Consider the following 24114-nt stretch of genomic DNA (forward strand, 5'->3'; position numbering starts at 1 on the left):
TCCCCTCACCCCCCCGGCGTCCACCCCGTGAAGAGGTCGTAGACCGGCCGCTTCGCGCCCGTGGCGGTGCGCAGCGAGATGCTGCCGAACACCTTGTGCGCAATCGGCGCGTTCGCGTCGAGCGTCATCGGGTGCAGGAAGAGCCAGTTGATCAGGTCCACCTGCACGCCCGACAGCAGGCTGTCCAGCCGACCCAGGAAGGCCACCTGCTGGTCCTCTCCCGTCTCCCAGGGCGCCCCGCCCACGAGGTCCTCCGCGGGCCAGCCCGTCTCGGTGATCGCCAGCGGGATCCCGTTCAGGCGGGACAGCAGCGGGGAGAGGTAGTCGCCGGGCAGCTCGCTCGCGCGCGCGTGCCCGAAGAACGGGTAGAGCGTGAGGCCCACGACGTCCATGTGGTCCCCGCCGTGCGCGTCCAGCGCACCCCAGTTGGAGGTGCTCCAGCCGTTGAGCCCGCCGGCGCCCGCGAGGTGCTCGAAGTTGAAGACCGGCCCCACCCGGGTGCCGGGCGAGACGGCCTTGATGGCGTCGTACATCTGCTCGTAGGCCGCGACCCAGCGCGCGTAGTCGACCGGATCCTCGGCGTAGTAGAAGTCGCTCTCGTTGCCCAGGAACAGGAACGGCGGCGTCCAGGTGCGCGCCACGTCGACCACCATGGCCTGGAAGGCCTGCGCGGCGTCGGTGTTGGTCCAGTCGTTGGCCGGGTGGCCGGGCAGCGAGAGGAAGTTGCCCCCCTCGCTCCTCCAGCCGAAGACGAGCACGGGCCGGTAGCCGTGCGCGGCGGCGCGCTTCAGGACGGCGTCGTGCCCCGCCGGGATCTGTCCCGCGTCCGTGCCGCCGACGAGGTCGTCCCGCCAGGGCCCGTTCTGCATGACCGCGCCGGTCGCGAGTCCGCCCATCTCGGCGAAGAACGTCTCGATGCCGTTGAAGTCGGCCGGGAAGCCGGCGGGCGACAGCCCCACGCCATGCCACAGGGTATCCGCGGGCGCGGGCGTGCCGGGAGGATCGGGCGTGGGCTCCACGGGGTCCGGCCCTCCGTCGCTGCAGGCGGCGACCCCCGCCAGGACGGCGAAGCCCACGGCGAACCGGTGGCGGTGGCAAAGGCGCAGCGGTGTCATGGTGCCGGATCTCCTCCCTCGGGTCAGGGCCTGTGCCCCCGTCCGCCCGAGCACGGATGGTGCCAGGGCGCCGGGGAGCGGCGGCACCCTCGCGCCCGAGGGGGCGGGACGGTACCTTCCGGGCTCTTTGCGCGACCCCACGGAGCACGACCGGCGGAAAGGATCCCGACATGTCGTCCCTGATCGAAGCCCTCGCGGGCCAGGTCCTCAACCCACAGATCACGCGCCAGCTCGGCCAGGCCGTAGGCGCTGACGAACAGGCGACCCGCACCGCGGCGGCCGCCGCCCTTCCCATGATCCTGGGCGCCCTGGCCAAGAACGCCGGGCGGCCGGAGGGGGCCAGCTCCCTGCTGGCGGCGCTGGACCGCGACCACGACGGCAATGTCATGGACGACCTCGCGGGCTTCCTGGGCCAGGGTCGGACGGACGACGGCGAGAAGATCCTGGGCCACGCCCTGGGAGCCCACCGGGCGCCGGTGGAGACGGCCGTCGGTCAGGCCGCCGGTCTCGATCCGCAGCAGATCACCAAGCTGATGGCCATGCTGGCGCCCGTGGTGATGGGCGCGCTGGGCAAGGCCAAGCGGGAGCGGCAGCTCGACACGGGCGGGCTCAGCGACATGCTGCGCGGGGAGGAGAAGGTGATGCGCCAGAAGGCGCCCGAGATGGGGCTCATGGGTTCCCTCCTGGACAAGGACGGGGACGGCTCCATCGTCGACGACGTCGTCGGACGGATCGGCAAGGGTGTCCTGGGCAGTCTGTTCAAGCGCCCCTGACCCCGGGGTCGGGAACGCGAACCGGAAGGAGAGACGGGTGGGACTGATCGATTTCGTGAAGGATGCGGGAGCCAAGGTCTTCGGCGGCGGTGACAAGGCCGCGGCCAGCGAGGCCGCCAAGGACGAGCAGCTCGAGGAGCTGCGCAAAGGAAACGAGCTGCTCCGCTACGTGAAGGGGATGGGGCTGCCGGTCGACGATCTCAAGATCACGTTCGACGACGGCACCGCGACCATCACGGGTACGGTGCAGAGCACGGCGGTCCGCGAGAACATCGTGATCGGTGTGGGCAACGTGCACGGCGTCGCACGCGTGGACGATCGCCTGACGGTGGACAACCCCACGCCGCCCGCACGCATGTACACCGTGAAGAGCGGCGACACGCTGTCGAAGATCGCCAAGGAGCACTACGGCGACGCCATGAAGTACCCGACCATCTTCGAGGCCAACCGGCCCATGCTGTCGGATCCGGACAAGATCTATCCGGGTCAGGTGTTGAGAATCCCCGCGGTCGACGCCTAGGCGCCCCCCTTTTACGTCGGGCGTCGCGGCTCGTCGCCTCCGTGCGGCGGGACGGCGCGGGATCGGGGTCGGTCCGAGCAATCGGGCCGGCCCCGTGGTCGTTCCAGGCGGTGGGGCCGGGGACGCGGTCGTTCCAGGCGCCAGGTCCGTGGGACGCGCGCCGAGCGGATCCGACTCAGCGCGGGAACCAGGGGAAGAAGGCCGACGTCTTGTCCGTGTAGTGACGGTAGTCGGGCTTGGTCTGCGAGAGCGTCTCCTCCAGCAGCGGCACACCGGAGACGCGCATCAGCAGCAGCGTCATCAGGACCGGGCTGACGAACGTCCACCAGCCTCCCGGCGCACCCATCCCGATCAGGTAGAACCCCCACCAGAGCACCGCGTCGCCGAAGTAGTTCGGATGGCGTGAGTAGCGCCACAGGCCCTGGTCCAGCACCTGTCCCGCGTTGGCCGGATCGCGCCGGAACCGCGCGAGCTGTCGGTCCGCCACCGCTTCGAAGAAGAAGCCCGTGCCCCACAGCACCACGCCGATCAGGTCGAAGATGCCGAGCGGCGCGCGCGCATACCCGCGCTGCGCCTGCCACAGTGGGAAGGAGACGACCCACAGGAGGACGGCCTGCAGCCAGAAGACGGTGAAGAGGCTCACGATCGGGAAGGCCCTGCCCCAGCGCTGCCGCATGGCCGCGTAGCGGAAGTCCTCGCCGCGGCCGAGGTTCCGGCGCGCCAGGTGCACGCTCAGCCGGAGCCCCCAGACGGACACCAGGACCAGGAGCAGGATGCTTCTCGACGTGGCCGGCCCGCTCACCGTCGAGTACCAGCCGGCCACCAGCACGAAGCCCAGGCCCCAGAACAGGTCGATGAGGCTGGCATCCCTGCGGACCAGGCTCAGGAGCCAGAGCAGGGTGGAGCCCGCGAGAAGTCCCGCGAGCGCCGGCAGGAGCAGGTGGAGGGTCGTCATCGGCCGCGGAAGGTACCACGGGGCCCAAGGCCCGGGCTACGCGCGCGGGGTTTGGGCGGTAGGGCCGCACGCGCGCGGTCCGCTCCGGGAGAGCGTCCAGGCGTCGGGGTGGCGACGACCCGGGGGCCGCTCCATCTTGCCGCCTTCCCCGACCGGAGGGCAGGCATGGTGGCACCCGGCGCCCGGGCCTACTGGAAGACCCACCTGCGGTACCTGGTGGTGCTCCTGGTCGTCTGGTTCGTCAGCTCGTACGGCTTCGGCATCCTGTGGGCCGAGCCCCTGGACCGCATCCGCATCCCGGGCACCGGCTTCCCGCTGGGCTTCTGGTTCGCGCAGCAGGGCTCGATCTACGTGTTCGTGGCGCTGATCTTCGTCTACGTGGCCCTGATGAACCGGCTGGACCGCCGCCACGGGGTCGCGGAGGAATGAGCGTCCAGGCCTGGACCTTCCTGATCGTGGGGCTGTCCTTCGCGCTGTACATCGGTGTGGCCATCTGGGCCCGCGCCGGCTCCACGCGCGAGTTCTACGTCGCGGGCGGTGGGGTCTCCCCGCTCGCCAACGGCATGGCCACCGCGGCGGACTGGATGTCCGCGGCGTCCTTCATCTCGATGGCGGGGTTGATCTCCTTCCTGGGCTACGACGGCTCCGTCTACCTGATGGGGTGGACGGGCGGCTACGTGCTGCTGGCGCTGCTGCTCGCGCCCTACCTGCGCAAGTTCGGGCAGTTCACCGTGCCCGACTTCGTCGGGGACCGCTACTACTCGCAGGTGGCCCGCGTGGTGGCGGTGGTCTGCGCCATCTTCGTGTCGTTCACGTATGTGGCTGGCCAGATGCGCGGGGTGGGGATCGTCTTCAGCCGCTTCCTGGAGGTGGACATCACCACGGGCGTGCTGATCGGCATGGCGCTGGTGTTCTTCTACGCCGTGCTGGGCGGCATGAAGGGCATCACGTACACGCAGGTGGCGCAGTACTGCGTGCTGATCTTCGCGTACCTGGTGCCCGCCATCTTCATCTCGATGCTGGTCGCGGGCACGGCCATCCCCCAGCTCGGGTTCGGCGCGCGCGAGGTGGGCGGCTCCGCGTTCCTGCTCGACCGCCTGGACGGGCTGCACGCCGAGCTGGGCTTCGCGCCCTACACGAGCGGCGCCAAGTCCACGCTGGACGTGTTCGCCATCACGGCGGCCCTCATGGTGGGGACGGCCGGCCTGCCGCACGTGATCATCCGCTTCTTCACCGTGCCGCGCGTGCGCGATGCGCGCATCTCGGCCGGGTGGGCCCTGGTGTTCATCGCCATCCTGTATACGACGGCGCCCGCGGTCGCGGTGTTCGCGCGGCTGAACCTGCTGGACACCGTGGCCGGGCAGCCCTACGCGGAGATGCCGGGCTGGTTCTCCACCTGGGAGGACACGGGCCTCATCGCGTTCGACGACGCCAACGGGGACGGGCTCATCCAGTACGTGGGACCCCGGGCGGACGTCCCCAACGAGCTGACCATCGATCGTGACATCATGGTGCTGGCCAATCCCGAGATCGCGGGCCTGCCCGCCTGGGTGGTGGGGCTGGTGGCCGCGGGGGGCCTCGCGGCCGCGTTGTCCACCGCGGCCGGGCTGCTCCTGGTGATCTCGTCCGCGGTCAGCCATGATCTGCTCAAACGCGGTTTCGCGGCGCAGATCACCGAGCGGTTGGAGCTCATCGCCGCCCGGGTGGCCGCCGCGGTGGCCGTCCTCGTGGCCGCCTGGCTCGGCATCAATCCGCCCGGCTTCGTGGCCGAGGTGGTGGCCTTCGCGTTCGGGCTCGCGGCCTCCTCGTTCTTCCCGGCCCTGGTGCTCGGCATCTTCTGGCGACGCATGAACCGCGAGGGCGCCATCACCGGCATGATCGTAGGGATCTGCTTCACGGCGGCGTACATCGTCTGGTTCAAGTTCGTCGATCCCGCCAGCAACACCGCCGAGCACTGGTGGTTCGGGATCTCCCCGGAGGGCATCGGGACGGTGGGCATGGTGCTGAACTTCGTCGTGGCGGTGTCGGTGGCGCTCGTGACGCCCCCTCCTCCCGCGCACGTGCAGGAGATGGTGGAGCATATCCGCGTGCCGAAGGGCGCGGCGGCGCCGCAGGATCTGCACGCGTGAGCGCGCGCGACGAGGTGGGCCCCGGGCCGGACGGCGAGGGAGCGGGAGGGCTGGCCCCGGAGGAGGACCCCCGGCCGGAGGACCTCGGTGCCGACGACACCGCGTCCGACGGGCGCGCCCGGGTGCGCCGTCGCGACCGGGCGCTCGAGGACGACTGGATCCGCAGCGCGCTCCGGCGCGCGCCCTGGGGGTTCCTGGCCACCGTCTCCGACGGTCAGCCCTTCCTGAACTCCAACCTGTTCGTGTACGACGAGGACCGGCACGCCATCTGGATGCACACCGCGCGTCTGGGCCGGACGCGCACCAACCTGGACGGCGACGACCGGGTGTGCTTCGCGGTGGCCACGATGGGGCGGATGCTCCCCGCCGACGAGGCCCTCGAGTTCAGCGTGGAGTACGCGGGCGTGACGGTGTTCGGGCGCGGGCACGTGGTGGAGGATCCCACCGAGAAGGAGCTGGGCCTGCAGCTCCTGCTGGATCGCTACGCTCCGCATCTGCGGCCCGGGCGCGACTACCGGCCCATCGTGCCGGAGGAGCTCAAGCGCACCGCGGTCTACCGGATCGACATCGAGGCCTGGAGCGGCAAGCGCAAGCAGGAGGACCCCGACTTCCCGGGTGCGTTCACGGTGCCGGACGGCGGGTTCCCCTGGTAGGACGGGCGGTGTGCCCGGCGGGCGCCCACGCACGCCGCCGACACGATGGCACCCACGGAAAACGCCCGGGCCGCGTGCGCGACCCGGGCGTTTGGCGTCCACGCGCGGAACGCGTCAGCGCTGGCTGACCCTCCGCCCCCGCACCGGCGGCAGCGTGGCCCGTCCGATGGTGTTGGCGTCGCTCCCGAACCAGACCACGTGTTCGTCCGCATCATAGTACATATGCCGGATGGTCCCGCCGCCGCTCGGCACGTCCGCAGCGCTGAAGAAGCGCTCGGTCGCCGGATCGAAGCCGACGAAGCGGTTGGGCTGCACCCCCGTCTCCACGAACCAGATGCGGTCGCCGGCGTCGATGGCCATGCCGTAGGGCCGCGCCTCCGCGCCGGACGGGTTGTCGTACTCCTTCACCGCGCCGTCCGCGGGGTCGAACCGGCCCAGCTTGCCCCGCGCGTAGTCCACGTACCAGAGGATGTCGTTGGAGTCGATCTCCAGGCGCCGGGGCCGCGCGCCTTCCGGAAGCTCGAAGGTCTTCATCTCGAACGTGGCGGGATCCACCGTCGCGATCCGATTCGTGTTGAACAGGACGATCCAGGGGTTCCCCTCGCTGTCCATCTTGATGCCGTAGGGCCGGCTGGAGCCCATGCCCCGCGAGGTCTGCGCCTGCGGCGCCTCCACCAGGCGGACCTCCCGGCTCTCGCGGTCCAGGAAGCCCACGAAGTTGCCGTTCTGCACGCTGAACCAGATGTCGCCTTCCTCCGTCCAGACCAGCGTGTGCGGGTCGCGCGCGCGCTCGTCCGGCATGGGGATCGTATCGATCCGGGACGTGGCCGGATCCAGCACGCCGATGTGGCGCACCAGGTTGCCGGCGTACCAGACCTTCCCGTCGTCGGCCACGATCAGGTTGTGCGGGCCCGCCGCCTCGCCCAGCTCGAACCGCTCGAACTCACCCGTTTCGGGGTCCAGCACCGCGGCGTAGTTGCCCACCTGTCCCACGAACCACACGCGCCCGTCCGGCCCCACGTAGGGGTCCCGGGGCCGGGAGCGCTCCCACGGCACCTGCCACTCGTCGATCGACAGCTCCTGCGCGCGCGCGTCCTGCGGCGGTGCCACGGCCCCGAGCGCGGCCGCGCACAGCACCAGCCCCAACGTCTCCGTTCGTCCGTTCATGGCGCGTATCTCTCCCCGATGCGTTCGAGTTGCCGGGCGATCTCCTGCTCCGGGATCCACCGTCCCCGGACAAAGACGCCTGCCATCCGTGTCACGTTTGCGACGGTCTCGCGAGGATCGGCCTCCAGCAGCAGCAGGTCGGCCCGCTGACCCGTGGCCACCGTGCCGAACGTGCCGTCCCCGCCGAGCGAGCGGGCCACGTAGTCGCCGACGTTGCGCGTGCCCGTGACCAGCACGTCCTCGGGGGACATCACCTGCTCCATGAGGCGCATCTCGTGGTGCAGGGCGAAGCCGGGCACGTTGTACATCTGGGGCGAGTCCGTGCCCATCAGGAGCGGCACGCCGGCCTCGTGCAGCATGCGGAGCAGATCCAGCCGCACCTGCGCCATCTGCTCGCCCACCGCGGGGCTCTCGGCCGGCATCCCGGCCTTCTGCCGCACCCAGCCCTGCCGCATCGAGGCGGGCACGTAGCGCATCTCCGGCAGCGCCAGCATCGAGTCGGGATCGAGGGGGCGGTAGAAGTTCTCCCACAGGTAGGAGGTCGGGACCACCCAGGCGCCCTCCTCCCGGGTCCGCTGCACGAGCTCGCGCAGCCGGGCGTCGTCCACGGCGTCCAGGATGCGCGCGGTGGGGATGACGCCCAGCTCGGCGGCGAAGCGCCGCTGCACGTCCTCCGGGATGGCGGCCTGCAGGAAGCCGTCCATGTGGTCCACGGTGGCGATGCCGGTCTGCAGCGCGTGCTCCAGGCCCACGTCCTCAGGCACGTGGCCGCCATACGTGAACCCGACCTCGCGCGCCACCTCCACCATGCGGTTCCAGGCGTCCAGCGGCACGCCCGGGTGGATCTTCTGGAAGTCGTAGCCCGCGGCGGCATGCTCCCGGATCAGGCGCTCGGCGTCCGCCGGCGTGGGTGCCGTGTTCCCGTTCAGCGACGGTGCGCCCACCAGGAACGTGGGCCCGAGCAACGCGCCCGACGCGATCTCCTCCCGCCAGCCGAGCTGCTCGGGCGCGCCCAGCATGCCGCGGATCGTCGTGATGCCGTTGGCGACGTAGAGGAACAGGATGTCCTCGAGCAGCTGCCGGGGTGCGTTGCCCCCCGGCACGTGGGCATGCATCTCGGCCAGGCCCGGCATGAGCCAGCGGCCGCTGCCGTCGATCCGGGTCGCGCCCTCCGGTACGGAGACCTGCGTGCCGGCGCCCAGCGCCACGATGCGATCGCCCTCGATGAGGACCGTCTGGCCCTCGAGCGCGGGGGAGCCGTCCATCGGGAGGACCGCCACCCCTTCGATGGCGTAGTCCGCCGCGACAGGCGGCGGCGCTGCCTCGGCAGCGCAGCCGGCCAGGGCCACGAGCACGAGCGGGGTGAGGCGGGGGAGCCCACGGAGATCGGCCATGCGACACCTCGTTCAGCCGGAGAGGACGGGAACGCAGAATGGCGTGGCCGATACAATCTACGGGTCGGGGGGCGGCCGCGCCTCCTGGGAGATGCGCGGGGGCGCGCCTCGGGATGCCCGAGGCCGGTGCGGGCGGAGCGTCGCTTGCCGGGCAGCGTCTCCCCCACCGATCATGCGGAACACGACCGGGCTGGCCCCGAGGAGGACGCATGCTGCGACGCCGCAGGACCGCGCTGGCGCTGGGAGGGCTCCTGGTGCTCGCGTGCGCCGCGGCGGCCACCGCCCAGGACTACGGCTGGGGCTTCCGGGGTCCGCGCTCCCGCGTCTTCAAGCCCTCCGACGCTCCCCGACCGGGGTGGACCTTCTGCCGCGGCGTCTACCGCAGCGTGCGTCGCGAGTGGATGGGGCAGGGGTGGTACACGGACTACCCGGACTCCGACCGCAACTTCATGCTGCGCTTCTCGCAGCTCACCACCACGCAGATCGCGCGCTGGGAGAACGACGAGCCCTTCCACTCCGTGGTGGAGCTCACGCACGCCGACCTCTTCCGCTGCCCGTTCCTGTTCATGTCCGACGTCGGCACCATGGGCCTGTCCGACGACGAGGTGCGCGCGCTGCGCACGTACCTGCTCAAGGGTGGCTTCCTGTGGGTGGACGACTTCTGGGGCGAGTTCGCCTGGGAGCAGTGGGAGCAGGAGATCGGGCGCGTGCTGCCGCCGGCGGTCTATCCCATCCAGGACATCCCCATCACGCACGAGATGCTCTCCACGCTCTATTCGGTGGATGCGCTGCCGCAGGTCCCCTCCATCCAGTTCTGGCGGCGCAGCGGGCGGACCGAGACGTCGGAGCGGGGGCGCGAGAGCGCCGTCCCCCACCTGCGCGGCATCTACGGCGAGGACGGCCGCCTCCTCGTGGTGATGACCCACAACACCGACATCGCCGACGGCTGGGAGCGTGAAGGCGAAGACGACCAGTTCTTCTATCTCTTCTCGCCGGCCGCCTACGGCATCGGTGTGAACGTGGTGCTGTACGCGCTCACGCACTGAGCACACGATTCCCGACCCACCTCGCTCCTCGCGCACGGACCCGACCACGCCCATGCACATCCCCGTCCCCCGCGTCCTGTTCGCCCTCGTGCTGTCCGTCCCGCTGCTCCCGCTTCCGCTGTCGGCGCAGTGGACGAACCGCTATCCGAAGGTCCGCGGCTACGGGCACCACGTGTATCTCGAAGGCTACGAGCTGCCCACGCTCACGACCGGTCCCATCGACGCCGCTCCCGCGCCCGACGGTGCCGGCCTCGCGGTCGCCTCGGAGGGGTGGCTGTGGCAGGTGGACGCGGAGGGCCGCGCGCGCCGGCTCACGGAGGGCGCCGGGATCGACGCGCGGCCCGCGTGGTCCCCGGACGGCCGTCGCCTCGCCTTCGTGCGGGACGACACGCGTGCGCTCCGGATCGTGGAGCGCGACCTCGAAGACGGCAGCGAGCGCGTGCTCGTCGACGACGGCGCCATCGTGCTCGATCCCGCGTACGCCCCGGACGGACGCACGCTGTACTTCTCGTCCGCCCGGGCGGGCGACCTGGACCTGTGGCGGCTGGATCTCGCCAGCGGCACCACCGAGCGCATCACCGAGGGCCAGGGGCTCGAACGCGCGCCCCGGCCCCATCCGGACGGCCGGCGCCTGGTCTACCTGTCCAAGTCGCGCGCCGGCGGGGACGAGATCCGCGTGCGCGATCTGCAGGACGGCACCGACACGTCGCTGCTCCGGGGCAGCATCGCGTCGCAGGCGTCCCCGGCGCTGAGCCCCGACGGCCGGCTCGTGGCGGTGAACTGGCCCACCGAGGACGGGTGGGAGCTGCGTCTGCTCGCCACCGACGCGCCGGGCCCGACGGTGCGGTTGACGCGCGCGCGCGGGTTGCCGCTCACGCCATCCTTCTCGGCGGACGGTGCGCACGTCTACTTCAGCGAGGCGTCCGACGACGAGGCCATGCAGCTCTTCCGCGTCGGAGCGGGAGGCGGACCGGTCGAGCGCGTGGAGATCCGCGCGCGCGACTGGGGCGTGCCCACCGGTACGCTGCGTGTGCTGACGAGCGTGCGTGGCGAAGAGGGCCTGGCCGCGGCGCGGCTGTCCGTGACGGACGGGAACGGACATCCGCTGGTGCCGCCCACCGGCCAGCCGCGCTTCGACGGTCAGACCGGGCAGGTGTTCGTCTACAGCCCGGGCGTGCTGGAGTGGACGGTCCCGGCCGGGGTGGTGCGGATGAACGCGGTGCATGGCCTGCTCACCCCGGACTACCCGACCGAGACCGACGTCGAGCCGGGTGGCCTGACGGAGGTCCAGCTCGGGCTGGTCCCCGTGGCCGACCTGCGTGCCGAAGGCTGGTGGTCGGGGGAGCACCACTTCCACCTGAACTACGGCGGGACGTACCGCCTGGACCCGAGCGACCTGATCCCCATGGCGCGCGCCGAGGACCTGGACGTGGTCACGCCGCTGCTGGCCAACCTGCACAACCGTTTCGAGGACCAGGCGCTGTGGGAGACGCGCGCCGGGGGCGCGCCGCCCTACGCGGTGTTCGGACAGGAGGTGCGCTCGCATTTCCTGGGGCACCTGGGTCTGGTCGGCACCCGCACGCTCTTCTGGCCGTGGGTCTGGGGACCGGGCTACGAGGTGTATGGCACGGACGACCGGCCCAACGCGGAGGCCCTCGCGCACTCCCGCGCCGAAGGCGGTCTGGCCGTCTACGTGCACCCGGTGTCGGGGCCGGAGCCGTTCGCGTCGGCCGAGAGCGCGGGCGCCCTCCCGGTCGAGATGATCGCCGACGCGGTGCTCGGAGACCTGGACGGTCTTGAGGTCGCGTGCCTGTGGAGCAACGAAGAGGGCACCACGGATCTGTGGCACCGCTTCCTGGACGTGGGGCTGCCGATCGTTCCCACGGCCGGCACCGACGTGATGAACAACTTCTATCGCACCATGGCGGTGGGCACGACGCGCGCGTACGTACGCCCCGTGGACCGGACCGGTGCGCCGGTGCAAGGGCGGGCGCCGGACCTGCAGGAGTATCTCCGCGGGTTGGCGGAAGGACGCAGCTTCGTGACCACCGGGCCCATGGTGCTGCTGCGGGTCGGGGACGCCCAGCCCGGGGACGTCGTGCCCTCGGGTCGCACCCCCTGGACCCTGGACGTGGCCAGCGCCGTACCCGCGGAGCGGGTCGAGCTGCTGGTGAACGGAGAGGTGGTGTGGTCGGAGCGGGCCCCCGACGGCGTTGGGCGGCGCCGGTACGAGGGCACGCTCACGTTGCCCGCCGGCGGGTGGGTGGCCGCGCGCGTGACCGGCCCCGCCGTGACGGCCTGGCCGGCCATGAACACGCACGCGTTCGCGCACACGGCGCCCGTGTGGATCGAACGGGTGGGCTCCACGGATCCCGAGGCGCGCCGCCGCTCGGCGGCGGTGCTCCTCACGGCGCTGGACGCCGCGACCGCCAGCCTGCGTCGGGGCTACGGCAGCACGCCCACCCCGCGCCTGGATGCGCACTTCCAGGCGGCGCGGGCGCGCCTGGTGGAGTGGAGCCGGTAGGCGTCACACGCCGGCCGGTCGCACGTGCGGCCGCTGGTTGTTGCGATCCGCAGCCTCGTCGCCGAGATGGGTCACCCACGACGGCACCGGGCTGTCGGCGCGCGCCTCGGTGCCTTGGCGCCGTTCGCGCGCTTCGACGCCCCGGGCGTCGGGCAGCAGGCTCGCGGCCTGGCGCAGCGCGAATGCCACCGCGCCGGGTGCAAGCGCGCCCAGCACGTCCAGCAGCCGCGCCTGCGGCGTCAGCACCAGGCGTGCGCGTCCGCTGCGCGCGGCGTCCACGATCTTCCGTGCGGCCCGCGCCGCATCCATCGCCAGCAGCGGTGCCGACGCCGACGTGGAGAACCAGCCGTACTCCTTCCCGTGCTGCCCCTTGAACTGTGCGTGCAGGTGCGAGCCGGTGCGCATCAGCCCGGGACACACCGTCGTGACCCGGATCCCCAGCGGCGCCAGCTCGGTGTGCAGCCCGTCCGAGAAGCCGGTCAGGGCGAACTTGCTGGCGACATACGGCAGCAGGTGCGGGATGGCCACCAGACCGCCGATGGAGGAGATGTTGACGATGTGGCCGCGGCCACGACGTGCCATGCCGGGCGTGACCGCGCGCACCAGGTGCAGCGGGCCCCACAGGTGCACGTCGAAGGCCTCCTCGAAGTCCTCCACGTCCATGAGGGGTGCGGGACCGACCTGGATGACGCCCGCGTTGTTGACGAGCACGTCCACCCCGCCGCGCTCCTGCTCGATGGTCTCCATCACCGCGCGGATCCGCTCCGGGTCGCGCAGGTCGCACTCGAGGGTCTGCACGTCGGCGCCGTCGTCGGAGAGCGCGCGCGCCGCGCGCCGCAGCTCCTCCCCATCCCGCGCGATCAGCGTGAGTCGGGCGCCCTCGGCGGCGAATACGCGGGCGAGCTCCAGACCCAGCCCGCGCGAGCCCCCGGTGATCAGGACGGACGCGCCGGTGAACCGCGTCCGGTGGGCCCGCGCCACGGCCACCGCGGCCAGCGCACCGCCGGCGGCCGCGCCGAGCAGCAGCGCGCGTGTGCGGCCGCTCATCGACCGGCTCCGGCCTCGGCCCCGCGCGCGGGTGCGAGGCGCCACAGATCCCCGTCCTCCTGGTCGGTGAGCACGTAGAGGGTGCCGTCGGAGGCCACCTCCACGTCCCGGATGCGCGCGCCCAGCGCGATGCGCTCGACCTCGGTGGCCGCGTCGCCGTCGATCGTCACCCGGACCAGGCCCTCGGCCGTCAGGCCGCCGATCAGCGCGCTTCCCTCCCAGGCGGGGAACGCGTCCCCGCGGTAGAAGGCCATCCCGGACGGGGAGATCACCGGGGTCCAGTGCACCGCGGCATCGGCCAGCTCCGGCCGGGTCGGCGGGTCCGGGATGTCACGCCCGTCGTAGTGCCGGCCCCAGCTCACGAGCGGCCACCCGTAGTTGCGGCCCGCTTGGGGTTGGTTGAGCTCGTCGCCGCCGCGCGGGCCCATCTCCGCGATCCACAGCTCGCCCGTCTCCGGATGGAGCGCGGCCGCTTCGATGTTGCGGTGTCCGTACGACCAGATGGCGTCGGCGCCCGCGCCGCCCACGAAGGGATTGTCCTGCGGGATGGACCCGTCCATCTGCAGGTGGACCACCGTTCCCAGGTGGTTGGTCGTGTCCTGGGCGGGATCGAACTGGAACCGCTCCCCGAGCGTCAGGAAGAGCGTCCCCCGATCCGTGAAGACGATGCGGCCGCCGAAGTGGTTGGGGCCTTCGATCCAGGGCTCCTCCGTGAAGATGCGCTCGAAGCCCGTCAGACGGTCGTCCTCGAAGCGGGCGCGACCGAGCGCCGTGGCCGCACCCCCATCCGGGCCCGGTCGGGCGTAGGACAGGTAGACCAGGCGGCTCGTCTCGAAGTCGGGCGCGAGCGCGACGTCGAGCAACCCGCCCTGGCCGTTGGCCCAGACCTCGGGGATCCCGGCCACCGGCTCCGACAGACCGGCGTCGGCGCTCCATACGCGCAGGCGTCCGGCGCGCTCGGTGACGAGCAGCCGCCCATCCGGGAGCAGCGCCATCCCCCACGGGTGGACGAGCCCGCTGGCCAGCGGCTCCACCACCGTGCGACCTGCGTCCGTCTCGACGGTGCGCGTGTCCTGCTGCGCGGCGGCGGCGCAGGCGGTCGCGCCGGCCAGACCGACGGCCACGAGGGAGAGAAGCGAAGCATGGGGTGTTCGGACGGTACGCATCGGGGCCTCCTGCGCGGCTCCAGGGACGGGGTCGGCGGGGGAGCAGTCCCTGGGGCGCAACGGGCATGCCGACCCGCGGAGGCCGTGGAGGCGCCACCGCGGCCGGCGGCGCGTCGCCCATCGTGTTCCGGCCGCCGGTCGCCTGCACGACCGGCCGCGTCCGAGCTACGGCGCCGGGTGCACCGTCCGGTAGGCGCGCCGGAGATAGAGCAGGGGAGCGCCGCCCGTCGTCGTGACGGCGTCCACGCGTGCGCGTAGCAGGCGCCCGTTGCCGGGCACCGGGTCCACGTCGGTGACGGTGCAGTGCAGGTGGGCCACCGCGCCGGCGACGACCGGAGGACCCTCCCGCGGGAACGGGCTGGGACCCACCGGGAACGGATCGGCGAAGTCGGCGGCCACGCGGCGTTGACCCTCCGCGAGGAGGCTCACCGCGCAGGACGACCCGACCGCGAGGAAGGGCAACACCTGGGCGCCGGGCCCCAGCGCCCAGGCGACGGTGGGCGGCTCGGCCGCCACCGGCATGAAGGACGTGGCCGTGGTGGCGTGCACGCGGTCGGGGGTCCGCACCGCGATGACCACGACGGTGGAGGCCCAGTGCGACAGCGCCTCCCGGAAGGCGTCCGCGCCGCTCCCGGCCGGTGGACCGGGAGCGGCGTCTCCGGCGCGCGCGGCTACCGTCCCACCTCTCCGCCCAGCGTGCGCAGCATGCGCTCGTAATAGGCGCGCTCGCTGGCCTGGTCGGCGGTGAGCGGACCGACGCGGTCCTCCGCCTCCCCCACGAGACCGCTGATGCGGCTCACGAGCTCGTTGGTCTCGGCGCGCAGGCGCTCGTTGCCGTCGGCCACGCGGCCCTGCAGCGCCTCCGCCTCGTGCCGGAGCGCGTACAGGTCGAGCAGCATCTGCGTCCACGCCGTCCGCGTCCCGATGGACGCGTCGATCCGGGGATCCTCGCGCACCTCCACCTGCGTCTCGCTGGTGGTGCCGCCGCTCTCCAGCCGCACGGTGTAGAGGCCCGGCACCACCAGCGGGCCGGACGGGCCGCGGCGTGCCCGACCCTGCGGCGCGGCCGGCCGCTCCGCCGTGTGCCGCAGGTCCCACTGCAGACGGTTCAGGCCGCGCTGGCCGGTGGACGTCACACGCGCCACCTGCGTGCCGTCGCGATCCAGGACGGTGGCCACGACCTGTGCGCTGTCGGCGCCCAGCCAGTAGTCGACGAGCGCCGCGGCGGGCGGGTTCTCGCCCTGGTAGAAGACGTCCCCTGTGTGCGGCAGCTCCGAGCGGTAGCGGATCTGCCGCGCCGGCACGGTGGGGAAGGCGTGCAGCCGGGCGCCCATCACGTCCGGCGTGAGATGGGACAGGGCCAGGTTCTGGTCGAGGATCCAGATCCCGCGCCCGTGCGTGCCCAGGATCAGATCGCGCTCGTGCGGATGGATGCGGATGTCGTTGATGGGCTGCAGCGGCAGATTGGAGCGCAGCTCCACCCAGTGCGCGCCGGCGTCCATCGAGTACCACAGACCGAACTCGGTGCCGAGGTACAACACGTCGCCGCGGTCCAGGTCCTCGCGCAACACGCGCACCACGCGCTCGGCCGGCAGATCCCCGGTGATGGCGCGCCAGGTGCGTCCGAAGTCGTCCGTCCGGTACAGGTAGTTGGCGTAGTCGTCGTTGCGGTAGTTGTTGGCGGACACGTACGCGCGGCCGGGCGCGTGTCGCGACACCTCGATGTCGTTGATCCAGGCATCGTCCGGCAGTCCCGGCAGCCGGGCCGACACCTCCTCCCAGCGCTCGCCCGCGTCGCGCGAGACCTGCACCTGGCCGTCGTCCGTGCCGACGTACAGCACCCCGGGCAGGAGCGGCGACTCCGCGATGGCGGAGAGGGTCGGGTAGTACGGGATGCCATCGTCCAGCGAGAGCGTGCTGGAGTCGGGCATCTGGCCCATGATGGGCAGCGTCTGCCGCTTCACGCCCGTGGTCAGATTGCCGAGGTGCTCCCAGCGCTCCCCGCGGTCGCGGCTGCGCCACAGCACGTCGGTCCCGGCGTAGATCGTGGCGGCGTTGTGCGGCGAGATCAGGAACGGCCCCTCCCAGTTGGCGGGCGCCATGGCGTTGCCGAGACGCTCGTCCGGCAGCGTGGGGTCCGGCCAGGTGCTCCAGTTGCGCCGCCCACCGATCGCGCCGATGGAGTCGCCGGGGCGGATGGACGTGCGCTCGCCGCTGATCAGGTCCACGCGGTCGAGCCCCAGGTACTGCGACTCGGTGTAGAGCCAGCGGTTGGTGGTGGTGTCCACCAGGTTGAGGAAGCCGTCCCCGCCGCCGTAGCGCTGCCAGTCGGCGTTGATGATCCCTTCCGAGCGGAAGACCTGGTTGGGCCCGCCCCAGCTGCCGTTGTCCTGCAGGCCGCCGTACACCCGGTAGGGGTCGTTGAGGTCGTACGTGACGCGGTAGAACTGGGAGACCGGCAGGTCGGAGATGTAGAGCCAGGTCACGCCCCGGTCCCAGCTCAGGCCGAGTCCGCCATCGTCCGCCTTCATGACGTGGTTGGAGTCGGTGGGGTCGACCCACACCAGCCGATCGTCGCCGTGCAGGCTCTGGTCCGGCACCGTGAAGGTCTTCCCGCCGTCATCCGACCACGAATACGTGTTGACCATGTAGATGCGCTGGTCGTCACTGGGGTCGACCAGGATCTGGCTCGCGTACATCGGGCGCGGATTCCAATCGCCCATGTGTGTCCACGTCGCGCCCCGGTCCTCGGAGCGGTAGATCCCCGCCGCGCGTTGCTCGTAGGCCGTGGACGCGTTGTAGCGCTCGCCCTGCTCGATGGACACATACACGATGCGGGGGTCGCTCCGGTAGACGGAGATGCCGATGCGGCCCATCTCCCCGGTGGGCAGCCCGTTGTCCATCCCGCTGCCGGTCAGCCGGTTCCAGGTCTCCCCTCCGTCCGTGGATTTCCACAGCGCGCTGCCCGGTCCCCCGCCGTTGAAGCCGTAGGGCCGGCGCCGACGCTGATAGCTGGAGGCGTAGAGCGTGTTCGGATCGGAGGGATCGAGGGCCACGTCCACCACGCCCGTGTCCCGGTCCACGTTCAGCACCCGCGTCCACGTGCGCCCGCCGTCCGTGCTCTTGTAGAGGCCGCGCTCCTCGTTGGGACCCCACAGGTGTCCCATCGCCGCCACCCACACGATGTCCGGGTTGTCGGGATGCAGCACGATGCGGCCGATGTGCTTGGAGTCCGACAGCCCCATGTGCGTCCACGTGGTGCCGCCGTCCGTGGACTTGTAGACCCCGTCGCCCCACGAGGACGACTGCCGCGAGGCCCGCTCCCCCGTGCCCACCCAGACGATGCTGGTGTCGCGCTGGTGGACGGTGATCGCTCCCACCGAGTGCGTGTTCTCGTGCTCGAAGACCGGCGTGAGCGTCACCGCGCGATTCGTGGTCTTCCACACGCCTCCCGTGGAGGTGGCCACGTAGAAGACGTCGGGGTCGGACTCCACCACCGCCAGGTCCACGATCCGGCCGCTCATGGCGGCGGGACCGATGGTGCGGAAGGGAAGCCCGGACAGGTGCTCCGACGCCAGCGACTGTGCGGTCAGCGCGTCCGGGGCCGCGAAGGCCAGGGCCAGCACGGCGAACAGCAGGGTCGAGCGCGGGGAACGGAACGGATGCACGGCGATCTCCGGAGGAAGGTGCGAGCGGATGCGTGGAGAAGATGCGAAGCGGGGGTGGAGCCGTCCACGCGGGCGCGGGAGCCCCGCAGCAGGAGCGTGAGCGCTCGAGCGGAGGGCGGCGCCCATCAGAAGACGTCCAGGTCGTTGCCGAAGTACACCGGACCCGGGTAGTGGGTGCGTACCTCGGCGAGCACGGACGCCTCGGTGGCGCCCCAGAGCAGATGGTGCGTCAGGACCAGCATACCGGCGCCCCCCTCCGCGGCGATGCGCCCCACCTCCGTCGCGGAGGTGTGGAAGGCGGAGTGGTAGCGCTGCCAGGGACCGGGTCGCGTCCCGAAGCCGTCGCTGGCGTAGACCTCGTGGACCAGCACGTCACAGCCGGAGCAGGCCTGCGCCACCGCGTCCGCCGGCCCGGTGTCCCCGGACACCACGATGGACCGGTCCGGCGTGTCGAACCGGTAGCCGTAGGCGGCCTGCCAGGAGCCGTGCGGGACCCGGAAGGCCGTCACCCGCACGCGCTCGTCCTCGAAGACCACGCCCGGCTCCACGTCGTGGGCCCGGGTCTCCCAGCCCGTGGGGTTGGCGGGCTCGAGGCCCTCCAGGCGCACGCGCACGTCTTCGGCGTAGGCCTGCTGGAGATGCCCGGCCATGGCGGCCGTGCCGGGCGGCCCGAGCAGGGTCAGCGGCTCGGTGCGCTCCAGGGTCCAGGGAGACAGCATGACGTCCGGGACGCCCACCGTGTGGTCCGAGTGCAGATGGGTCAGGAAGAGGTGGGTGAGCCGGGGCGGGGTGAGCCCGGTCAGACCATGGCGGGATGCGGCGGCTGCGGCACGACGCACGACGCCGGGCCCGGCGTCCACCAGGTAGGAGGCCGAATCCACGACGATCGCCAGCGCCGGGCCCGACCGCTCCGGATCGGCGTTGGGCGTCCCCGTGCCGAGCAGCACGAGGCGCGTCCGCCCCGGGGTTTCCAGGGGGTCGGGAGGCGCGGGCGCGCCCGCTTCGCAGCCGACGAGCAGCACGACCAGCAGGGCCGCCGCGGCCGGGGTGTGGCTCCTTCGCGTCGGTGTGGCGCCGATCTTGCCTCTGGGGCCTTTCCGACGGGGTCGGATGGGTGGTCCTGACACGGGCGAACCCTCCGGAAGTCCTTGTGTTTCGGGCCGTGACCGGCGCGACCCCCGGCGCCCGGGCGGCACGGGAGGACGAGGCAGTCGGCTCCTTCTCCCCGGCCCATAGATGGAGTGGAGTGCATGGGAGCGCTACGACCGCTGCATGGATCGCAGGGGAGCCAGGTGTCGGACATGGGTGCCGACGACCTGGTCCTGGCGTTCGCGCGGGCGTACACGCTGTCGGAGATCTTTCCGATCCGGCACGCCACCGTGCAAGAGGCCATCCGCGACGTCCGGCTCCGGGCCACCGTCCGGGTGGATGTCGACGTGGCCGTGGCGGGGCTCCGCATCGGAGGCCGCGCCCTGGGCGACCGGCACGGGTACCTGCGGGAGCTGGGCCGGGACCTGTTGGGCGTCGGTGTCACGGCGCTGCGCCTGCCCGCCTCCCTGGACGAGCGGCAGATCGAGGCCTTCCTGACGGGGCTGCGTCAGGCGCACCTGGACCCGGAGCGGTCCCTGGACGCGCTCCTGGAGGAGGAGTCGGCCTCCCGGATCCAGGTGGCGTTCGACGGCGCCGCGCTGCCCGAGCCCACCGAGGAGTGGACCCCCGCGGACGCATGGGCCGACCCGACGGGACCCACCGAAGAGCCGGGGGAGCCCGTGGTCGAGGAGGCCCTGGAGGACATGGCCCTCCACGCCCCGGACGGGCCGTCCCTGTACGGGGCCGAGCCCCTCCTGCTGCTGCCGCCCGGCGCCGACCCGTTCGCGCTGCCGGCGCCGGCGGCCCCTCTGCCGGCCGGCCCGGCCCACCCCCTCGACCCCGTGGACGAGCGCCTCGACCTGGAGGCCCCCTCCCCGGAGGACGAGCAGGCCGACGACGACGTGTGGGACGCGTTCGCGGAGCCCGTACGCGAGCCCCTCGACGGCCCCTTCCCGGAGGCGGAGTGGCTGCACACCGCCGCCCCCTTCCGTGAGGACGGGGACCCCGAACCGGAGCCCGCGCCGGCGGTGGATGCCCGCGAGGACGGGACGATCGAGGCCGATCCCACCGACATCGAGTCCCTGGCCCCCGATCCGGGCGACGATCCGTTCGTGGAGCCGACACCGGCCGACGGGTGGATGGAGGACGCGTCCGCCGATTGGATGGACGGCCTGGACGCGGACTGGAGCGCCGACGAGGCGCCCATGCCGTGGGAGGACGTCGACGGGTTCTGGTCCGCTCCCTCGGAGCTGGAGGACGAGGTCGCGCCCTACGAGGACGCGTCGGAAGCCCCTGGCGAAGCGGAGCCGGCCGTCCCCGCACTGGACGGCGAGTCCGATGTGGACCTGGTCGAGGAGACCTGGACCCTGCTCGGCGCCGCGGAGCTGGCCGAAGGCTCGGACGAGGACGCGCTGATCCTCCCGCCCGAGGCGGTCGTGCCGTCGGAGGAGCGTGTCCCCGAGCTCGACGCGGCCCCCGAGCTCGACGCGGCCCCTGGGCTCGACGCGGCCCCCGAGCTCGACGCGGCCCCTCAACTCGACGCGGCCCCTGAGAGGGACGCGGTCCCCGGGCCCGATGCGGTTCCCGGGCCCGCCGCGCCGGTCTCCGCGGTCCTGCCCCTGGATCTGCCGGAGCGCGAGGACCCCGCGGTCCCCGCGGCGACGGACGGCACCACCCCTGCGCTGCACGACCTCCCCGACCGGGAGCGGCTGGGCCGGGACCCGTGGTCGGGCCGGATGATCCGCTCGGACCGCGATCTTGCGCAGATCGCCGCCTTCCGGCGCGCGATCGCCGAGCTGGAGGAGCCCCGCGGCACCCCCTCGTTCGACCCGCTGGGCGGATTGGGGCAGGGCGTTCCGGTGCCCGGTCCCGCGTCCGAGCGGCAAGAGTCCATCGAGCGCCTCGACGAGGTCGAGCCGGCCGCGCGGCCCCGTCCGGTGCCGAGCGCGAGCGCGGCCGTGCCCATCGCCAGCCTGGCGCCCGATCCGGCACCCGTGGCCGTGCTCGAGCCCGTGCTGGATCTGGCCGCCGACCTGCCCGCCGTGAGCGCCGCTCCCGTGGAGCTGAGCGCGCCCTTCCTGGCCGACAGCTACCAGACGCTGGCCGAGCTGGCCATCGCGTTCCTGACGGCGCCCGCGGGACGGCGTCCCGCCGTGCGGGCCGCCATCCTGGAGCGGGCCGACCGCCTGGCGGCGGATGACGGACACGACGCGGTGTGCGACGCGGTGGAGGCGCTGCTGCTGGGCGGCGAGGCGAAGCCGGAGGGCTCCGTCACGCTCGCGCGGTCGCTGTGCCGGCCTCCGGTGGTGCGGGCCCTCGTCCAGCGCCTGGGGGACGCCAAGGGCGACGACGATCGGGCGCGTGGCCTGGCCATCGCGCGGCAGCTCGCCGACCTCATGGCCGTGCCTCTGGCCAACGAGCTCTCCGAGGTCCCACCGCGGGCGGCCCGCCGCAACTACCTGGACGCGCTGTTCACCATGGGCGAGCACGGCCACGCCGTCGCCGTGCCCATGCTCGAGGACTCGCGCTGGTTCATCGTCCGCAACGGGGTCGACATCCTGGGCGAGGTGGGCGGGCCGGGCGCGGTCGATCGCCTCACGCCGGCGCTCGCCCACCCCGACGCGCGCGTGCGCCGGGCCACCGTGATGGCCATGGCCCGGATCGGCGGGGAGGAGGCCGGGACGCGGCTGCTGTCCATCGTCGAGGATCCCGACGCGCAGGTACGCGAGGCCGCCGCCATGGCGCTCGGCCATCTGCGCGTGCCTCGCGCGCTGCGCCCGCTGCTGGAGCTCCTGGACGCCGAGAAGAGCGACGACTTCCAGATGGTGATCCTGCGCTCGCTCGGGCAGATCGCCGATCCTTCGGCCGTGCCCGCGATCGAGAAGCGCGCGCTCGGCAGCTTCTTCTTCCGTCCCGCCACCGCCGTGCGCATCGCCGCCTACCGCGCGCTGGCCGGGATGGGCACGCCCCACGCCAGCGATCTCATCCGGCAGGCGGTGGACGACAAGAACGCCGAGGTGGCCGCAGCCGCCCGGGCGCTCGTGGGTCGTCTCTGACCTCTCCGGCGCCCCGCGCCCGCGCGTCTCAGACCGCGCCCAGCACCCCCGCCAGACCCCGCAGGAGCCGCAGCGCCTCGACGGTGCGCCGGCCCGACCCCTCGCCCTCGCCCGAGTGCGCGAACAGGCCCGTGATGGTCACGCGGGCGTCCCGGTGCCCGGCCCGGCTCAACGCGCGCCCCGCCCGCAGCGTCTCCGTGTACGGGATCAGCGCGTCCCCCGAGCCGTGCAGCAGACGCACAGGGGTCCGGAGCGCTTCGATGTGGTGGCGGGGCTCCAGGCCCACCGCGTCCGCCCGGATGGCCTCCGCCAGCCCGTGGGCCAGCGGGGCGGCCTGCTCCTGCGTGGGGTCGCCCCCGCCCGCCGGTGCGAACACGTCCCAGACCGGCCTCAACTCCGCGGGCAGACCGGCGCGCAGCGCGTCCTTCACGGGGTCGTGCGCGGGGTCCCAGGACTCGATCTGCCGCTCTCCCGCGGCCACGGCCAGCGTGTGCAGCGCCTCTGCCAACGGACCGGCGCGCTCGTAGCCGGGCACGGCCGTCAGGTAGTTGGCGCCCACGACCCAGCGGCCGTAGGGATCGGGACGGCGGTGCAGCGGACGGCCCTCCCAGGCGTGGTGGCCCGTGAACAGGAAGCGCAGCGTGGCGTCCAGGTCGAAGAAGCCCCCGAAGCCGGCCACGCAGCCGAGCGTGCCCTCCACGGCGGGATCGGTGGCCGCCAGCAGCGCCTGGGGTGCCCCGAACGAGAAGCCGAGCAGGCCCGCGGGGCCCTCCGTCTCCGGCCGCCCGGCCACGGCGAGCACGGAGGACCGGATGATCGGCTGGGCCTCCCGGGGCGCCAGGCGGAGCTCCCGCCACTCGGGCACCTCGGGGCAGAGCACCACGGCCGGGCTGGACGCGAGCGCGCGACAGAAGCGGAGCAGGGAGGGGTGGGCGCGACCCGGGCGGGTCAGGCCGTGCAGCACCACCCAGCCGGGCAGGGGGCCGCGCGGCCGGGCGGGCACGAACAGCGTGGCCGGGACCGAGCGCGGCCCCGCCGCCACGGTGATCTCGTCCTCCCGCAGCGGGATGGGGTTCCCCGCCCAGGCGCGGCTGTAGCGCATCGCGCGTCGATAACCCGACAGCATGGCGCCGAACCTGGCGGGGGGCCCGGGGCGCCGCCAGGGACGGGGCGGGCGGCCACCCGTGGACCGGAACGCCCGGCACGCGGGATGTCGGAAGGCACTCCGACGCGCCGGGCGCGGCGCGCGCGCGAGCGCCCCGCCGCCTTGCGCGCGGCGGACCTCGGGGGGACTATCCGGGGTTTTCCGTCTGACCTCTCAACCCGGAGCCGATGCCATGCGGGCCACGCACGTCCTCGCCCTCGTCACGGTGCTGGCCGGATGCCAGGCCGAAGCCCAGTCGCCGCCCGCGCAGCAATCCGCCTGCGAGGCGCGCGAGTCCATCAACCCGAGCAGCTCGCTGCCGTACAGCCAGGCCGTGCGCGCGGGTGGGGCCATCTACTTCGCGGGCAAGGTCGGCGCCACCCAGGAGACGCGGGCCATGACGGAGGGCCGCATCCAGGCCGAGACCCGCAACGTCATGGAGAGCTTCAAGACGCTCTTCGAGGAGATCGGGGTCGGCTTCGAGGACGTGGTGATGGGCAACGTCTACCTGACGGACATCGACGACTACGCCGGGATGAACGAGGTCTACGGCGAGTACTTCCCGAGCGATCCGCCGGCGCGCGTCGCGCTGGCCGTCAACCAGATCCCGGCCCAGGGCATCGTCGAGATCGCCTTCATCGCGGCCTGCCGGTAGGCATTCCGCCCGC

Annotated in this window: 19 protein-coding genes; 9 read left to right on the forward strand and 10 right to left on the reverse strand. The window is 72.7% G+C overall.

Translation table 11 applies throughout. The features are described from left to right. Nucleotides 1-5: 5 nt before the first annotated feature. Nucleotides 6-1115 carry a hypothetical protein gene (locus R3E98_02890; GenBank protein ID MEZ4422331.1) on the reverse strand — a complete coding sequence of 370 codons (1110 nt, stop codon included), beginning with the start codon at nt 1113-1115 and terminating at the stop codon, nt 6-8. A 170-nt stretch (nt 1116-1285) separates the two neighbouring features. On the opposite strand from R3E98_02890, the gene R3E98_02895 reads away from it, so the two are divergent. Both R3E98_02895 and lysM read left to right on the forward strand, forming a co-directional pair. Continuing rightward, nucleotides 1286-1888: a DUF937 domain-containing protein gene (locus R3E98_02895; GenBank protein ID MEZ4422332.1), complete on the forward strand. Its 603-nt coding sequence runs from the start codon at nt 1286-1288 to the stop codon at nt 1886-1888. Between the two features lie 37 nt (nt 1889-1925). Next, nucleotides 1926-2408 (forward strand): peptidoglycan-binding protein LysM, encoded by a 483-nt coding sequence (gene lysM / locus R3E98_02900; protein MEZ4422333.1) that lies wholly within the window; start codon nt 1926-1928, stop codon nt 2406-2408. A 175-nt stretch (nt 2409-2583) separates the two neighbouring features. On the opposite strand, the gene R3E98_02905 is transcribed toward lysM, so the two are convergent. Then, nucleotides 2584-3363 carry a DUF1295 domain-containing protein gene (locus R3E98_02905; protein ID MEZ4422334.1) on the reverse strand — a complete coding sequence of 260 codons (780 nt, stop codon included), beginning with the start codon at nt 3361-3363 and terminating at the stop codon, nt 2584-2586. 165 nt (nt 3364-3528) lie between these two features. Here R3E98_02905 and R3E98_02910 point away from each other — a divergent pair, with 165 nt between their 5' ends. From R3E98_02910 to R3E98_02920, 3 genes are read left to right on the forward strand one after another with little or no spacing between them, the layout of a single operon-like run. Beyond that, entirely contained in the window at nt 3529-3792 is a 264-nt protein-coding gene (locus R3E98_02910) for a DUF4212 domain-containing protein (GenBank protein ID MEZ4422335.1), read from the forward strand. Beyond that, on the forward strand, nt 3789-5492 hold the full coding sequence (locus R3E98_02915) for a sodium:solute symporter family protein (GenBank protein ID MEZ4422336.1): 1704 nt from the start codon (nt 3789-3791) through the stop codon (nt 5490-5492). Before R3E98_02910 ends, R3E98_02915 begins: the two co-directional genes overlap by 4 nt. Further along, nucleotides 5489-6145: a pyridoxamine 5'-phosphate oxidase family protein gene (locus R3E98_02920; GenBank protein ID MEZ4422337.1), complete on the forward strand. Its 657-nt coding sequence runs from the start codon at nt 5489-5491 to the stop codon at nt 6143-6145. Before R3E98_02915 ends, R3E98_02920 begins: the two co-directional genes overlap by 4 nt. Before the next feature lie 114 nt (nt 6146-6259). On the opposite strand, the gene R3E98_02925 is transcribed toward R3E98_02920, so the two are convergent. Beyond that, nucleotides 6260-7312, reverse strand: a complete 1053-nt coding sequence (locus tag R3E98_02925) for a lyase (protein ID MEZ4422338.1) — start codon at nt 7310-7312, stop codon at nt 6260-6262. Next, complete coding sequence (locus R3E98_02930) at nt 7309-8706, reverse strand: amidohydrolase family protein (GenBank protein MEZ4422339.1); 1398 nt, start codon at nt 8704-8706, stop codon at nt 7309-7311. The genes R3E98_02925 and R3E98_02930 overlap by 4 nt, the downstream gene beginning before the upstream one ends. Nucleotides 8707-8915: 209 nt before the next feature. Between R3E98_02930 and R3E98_02935 the strand changes: the two genes are divergently transcribed. Further along, on the forward strand, nt 8916-9752 hold the full coding sequence (locus tag R3E98_02935) for a DUF4159 domain-containing protein (GenBank protein MEZ4422340.1): 837 nt from the start codon (nt 8916-8918) through the stop codon (nt 9750-9752). Nucleotides 9753-9804: 52 nt separating this feature from the next. Continuing rightward, on the forward strand, nt 9805-12276 hold the full coding sequence (locus R3E98_02940) for a CehA/McbA family metallohydrolase (GenBank protein MEZ4422341.1): 2472 nt from the start codon (nt 9805-9807) through the stop codon (nt 12274-12276). A 3-nt stretch (nt 12277-12279) separates the two neighbouring features. On the opposite strand, the gene R3E98_02945 is transcribed toward R3E98_02940, so the two are convergent. From R3E98_02945 to R3E98_02965, 5 genes are all read right to left on the reverse strand, one after another. Beyond that, nucleotides 12280-13323 (reverse strand): SDR family oxidoreductase, encoded by a 1044-nt coding sequence (locus R3E98_02945; GenBank protein MEZ4422342.1) that lies wholly within the window; start codon nt 13321-13323, stop codon nt 12280-12282. Then, the gene (locus tag R3E98_02950) at nt 13320-14489 is read right to left on the reverse strand and encodes a PQQ-dependent sugar dehydrogenase (protein MEZ4422343.1); all 1170 of its coding nucleotides are present in this window, start codon (nt 14487-14489) and stop codon (nt 13320-13322) included. Before R3E98_02950 ends, R3E98_02945 begins: the two co-directional genes overlap by 4 nt. Nucleotides 14490-14654: 165 nt before the next feature. Then, nucleotides 14655-15092, reverse strand: a complete 438-nt coding sequence (locus tag R3E98_02955) for a flavin reductase family protein (GenBank protein ID MEZ4422344.1) — start codon at nt 15090-15092, stop codon at nt 14655-14657. A 68-nt stretch (nt 15093-15160) separates the two neighbouring features. Further along, entirely contained in the window at nt 15161-18157 is a 2997-nt protein-coding gene (locus tag R3E98_02960; protein ID MEZ4422345.1) for a hypothetical protein, read from the reverse strand. Between the two features lie 125 nt (nt 18158-18282). Continuing rightward, on the reverse strand, nt 18283-19284 hold the full coding sequence (locus R3E98_02965) for an MBL fold metallo-hydrolase (protein MEZ4422346.1): 1002 nt from the start codon (nt 19282-19284) through the stop codon (nt 18283-18285). A gap of 123 nt (nt 19285-19407) precedes the next feature. On the opposite strand from R3E98_02965, the gene R3E98_02970 reads away from it, so the two are divergent. Continuing rightward, the gene (locus R3E98_02970) at nt 19408-22302 is read left to right on the forward strand and encodes a HEAT repeat domain-containing protein (GenBank protein ID MEZ4422347.1); all 2895 of its coding nucleotides are present in this window, start codon (nt 19408-19410) and stop codon (nt 22300-22302) included. Between the two features lie 28 nt (nt 22303-22330). Here R3E98_02970 and R3E98_02975 read toward each other — a convergent pair whose 3' ends face one another. Continuing rightward, nucleotides 22331-23428, reverse strand: a complete 1098-nt coding sequence (locus R3E98_02975) for a hypothetical protein (protein ID MEZ4422348.1) — start codon at nt 23426-23428, stop codon at nt 22331-22333. 211 nt (nt 23429-23639) lie between these two features. On the opposite strand from R3E98_02975, the gene R3E98_02980 reads away from it, so the two are divergent. Beyond that, nucleotides 23640-24101, forward strand: a complete 462-nt coding sequence (locus tag R3E98_02980; protein ID MEZ4422349.1) for a Rid family hydrolase — start codon at nt 23640-23642, stop codon at nt 24099-24101. Nucleotides 24102-24114 lie beyond the last annotated feature (13 nt).

It is taken from the genome of Gemmatimonadota bacterium, assembly GCA_041390125.1.
Lineage (GTDB): Bacteria > Gemmatimonadota > Gemmatimonadetes > Longimicrobiales > Gaopeijiaceae > JAGQIF01.

Bases quoted from the DNA above. Each gene is read 5' to 3' on its own strand.
- R3E98_02890 (MEZ4422331.1), bottom strand. From the start codon at position 1,115: ATGACACCGCTGCGCCTTTGCCACCGCCACCGGTTCGCCGTGGGCTTC.
- R3E98_02895 (MEZ4422332.1), top strand. From the start codon at position 1,286: ATGTCGTCCCTGATCGAAGCCCTCGCGGGCCAGGTCCTCAACCCACAG.
- R3E98_02905 (MEZ4422334.1), bottom strand. From the start codon at position 3,363: ATGACGACCCTCCACCTGCTCCTGCCGGCGCTCGCGGGACTTCTCGCG.
- R3E98_02910 (MEZ4422335.1), top strand. From the start codon at position 3,529: ATGGTGGCACCCGGCGCCCGGGCCTACTGGAAGACCCACCTGCGGTAC.
- R3E98_02915 (MEZ4422336.1), top strand. From the start codon at position 3,789: ATGAGCGTCCAGGCCTGGACCTTCCTGATCGTGGGGCTGTCCTTCGCG.
- R3E98_02925 (MEZ4422338.1), bottom strand. From the start codon at position 7,312: ATGAACGGACGAACGGAGACGTTGGGGCTGGTGCTGTGCGCGGCCGCG.
- R3E98_02930 (MEZ4422339.1), bottom strand. From the start codon at position 8,706: ATGGCCGATCTCCGTGGGCTCCCCCGCCTCACCCCGCTCGTGCTCGTG.
- R3E98_02935 (MEZ4422340.1), top strand. From the start codon at position 8,916: ATGCTGCGACGCCGCAGGACCGCGCTGGCGCTGGGAGGGCTCCTGGTG.
- R3E98_02940 (MEZ4422341.1), top strand. From the start codon at position 9,805: ATGCACATCCCCGTCCCCCGCGTCCTGTTCGCCCTCGTGCTGTCCGTC.
- R3E98_02945 (MEZ4422342.1), bottom strand. From the start codon at position 13,323: ATGAGCGGCCGCACACGCGCGCTGCTGCTCGGCGCGGCCGCCGGCGGT.
- R3E98_02950 (MEZ4422343.1), bottom strand. From the start codon at position 14,489: ATGCGTACCGTCCGAACACCCCATGCTTCGCTTCTCTCCCTCGTGGCC.
- R3E98_02970 (MEZ4422347.1), top strand. From the start codon at position 19,408: ATGGGAGCGCTACGACCGCTGCATGGATCGCAGGGGAGCCAGGTGTCG.
- R3E98_02975 (MEZ4422348.1), bottom strand. From the start codon at position 23,428: ATGCTGTCGGGTTATCGACGCGCGATGCGCTACAGCCGCGCCTGGGCG.
- R3E98_02980 (MEZ4422349.1), top strand. From the start codon at position 23,640: ATGCGGGCCACGCACGTCCTCGCCCTCGTCACGGTGCTGGCCGGATGC.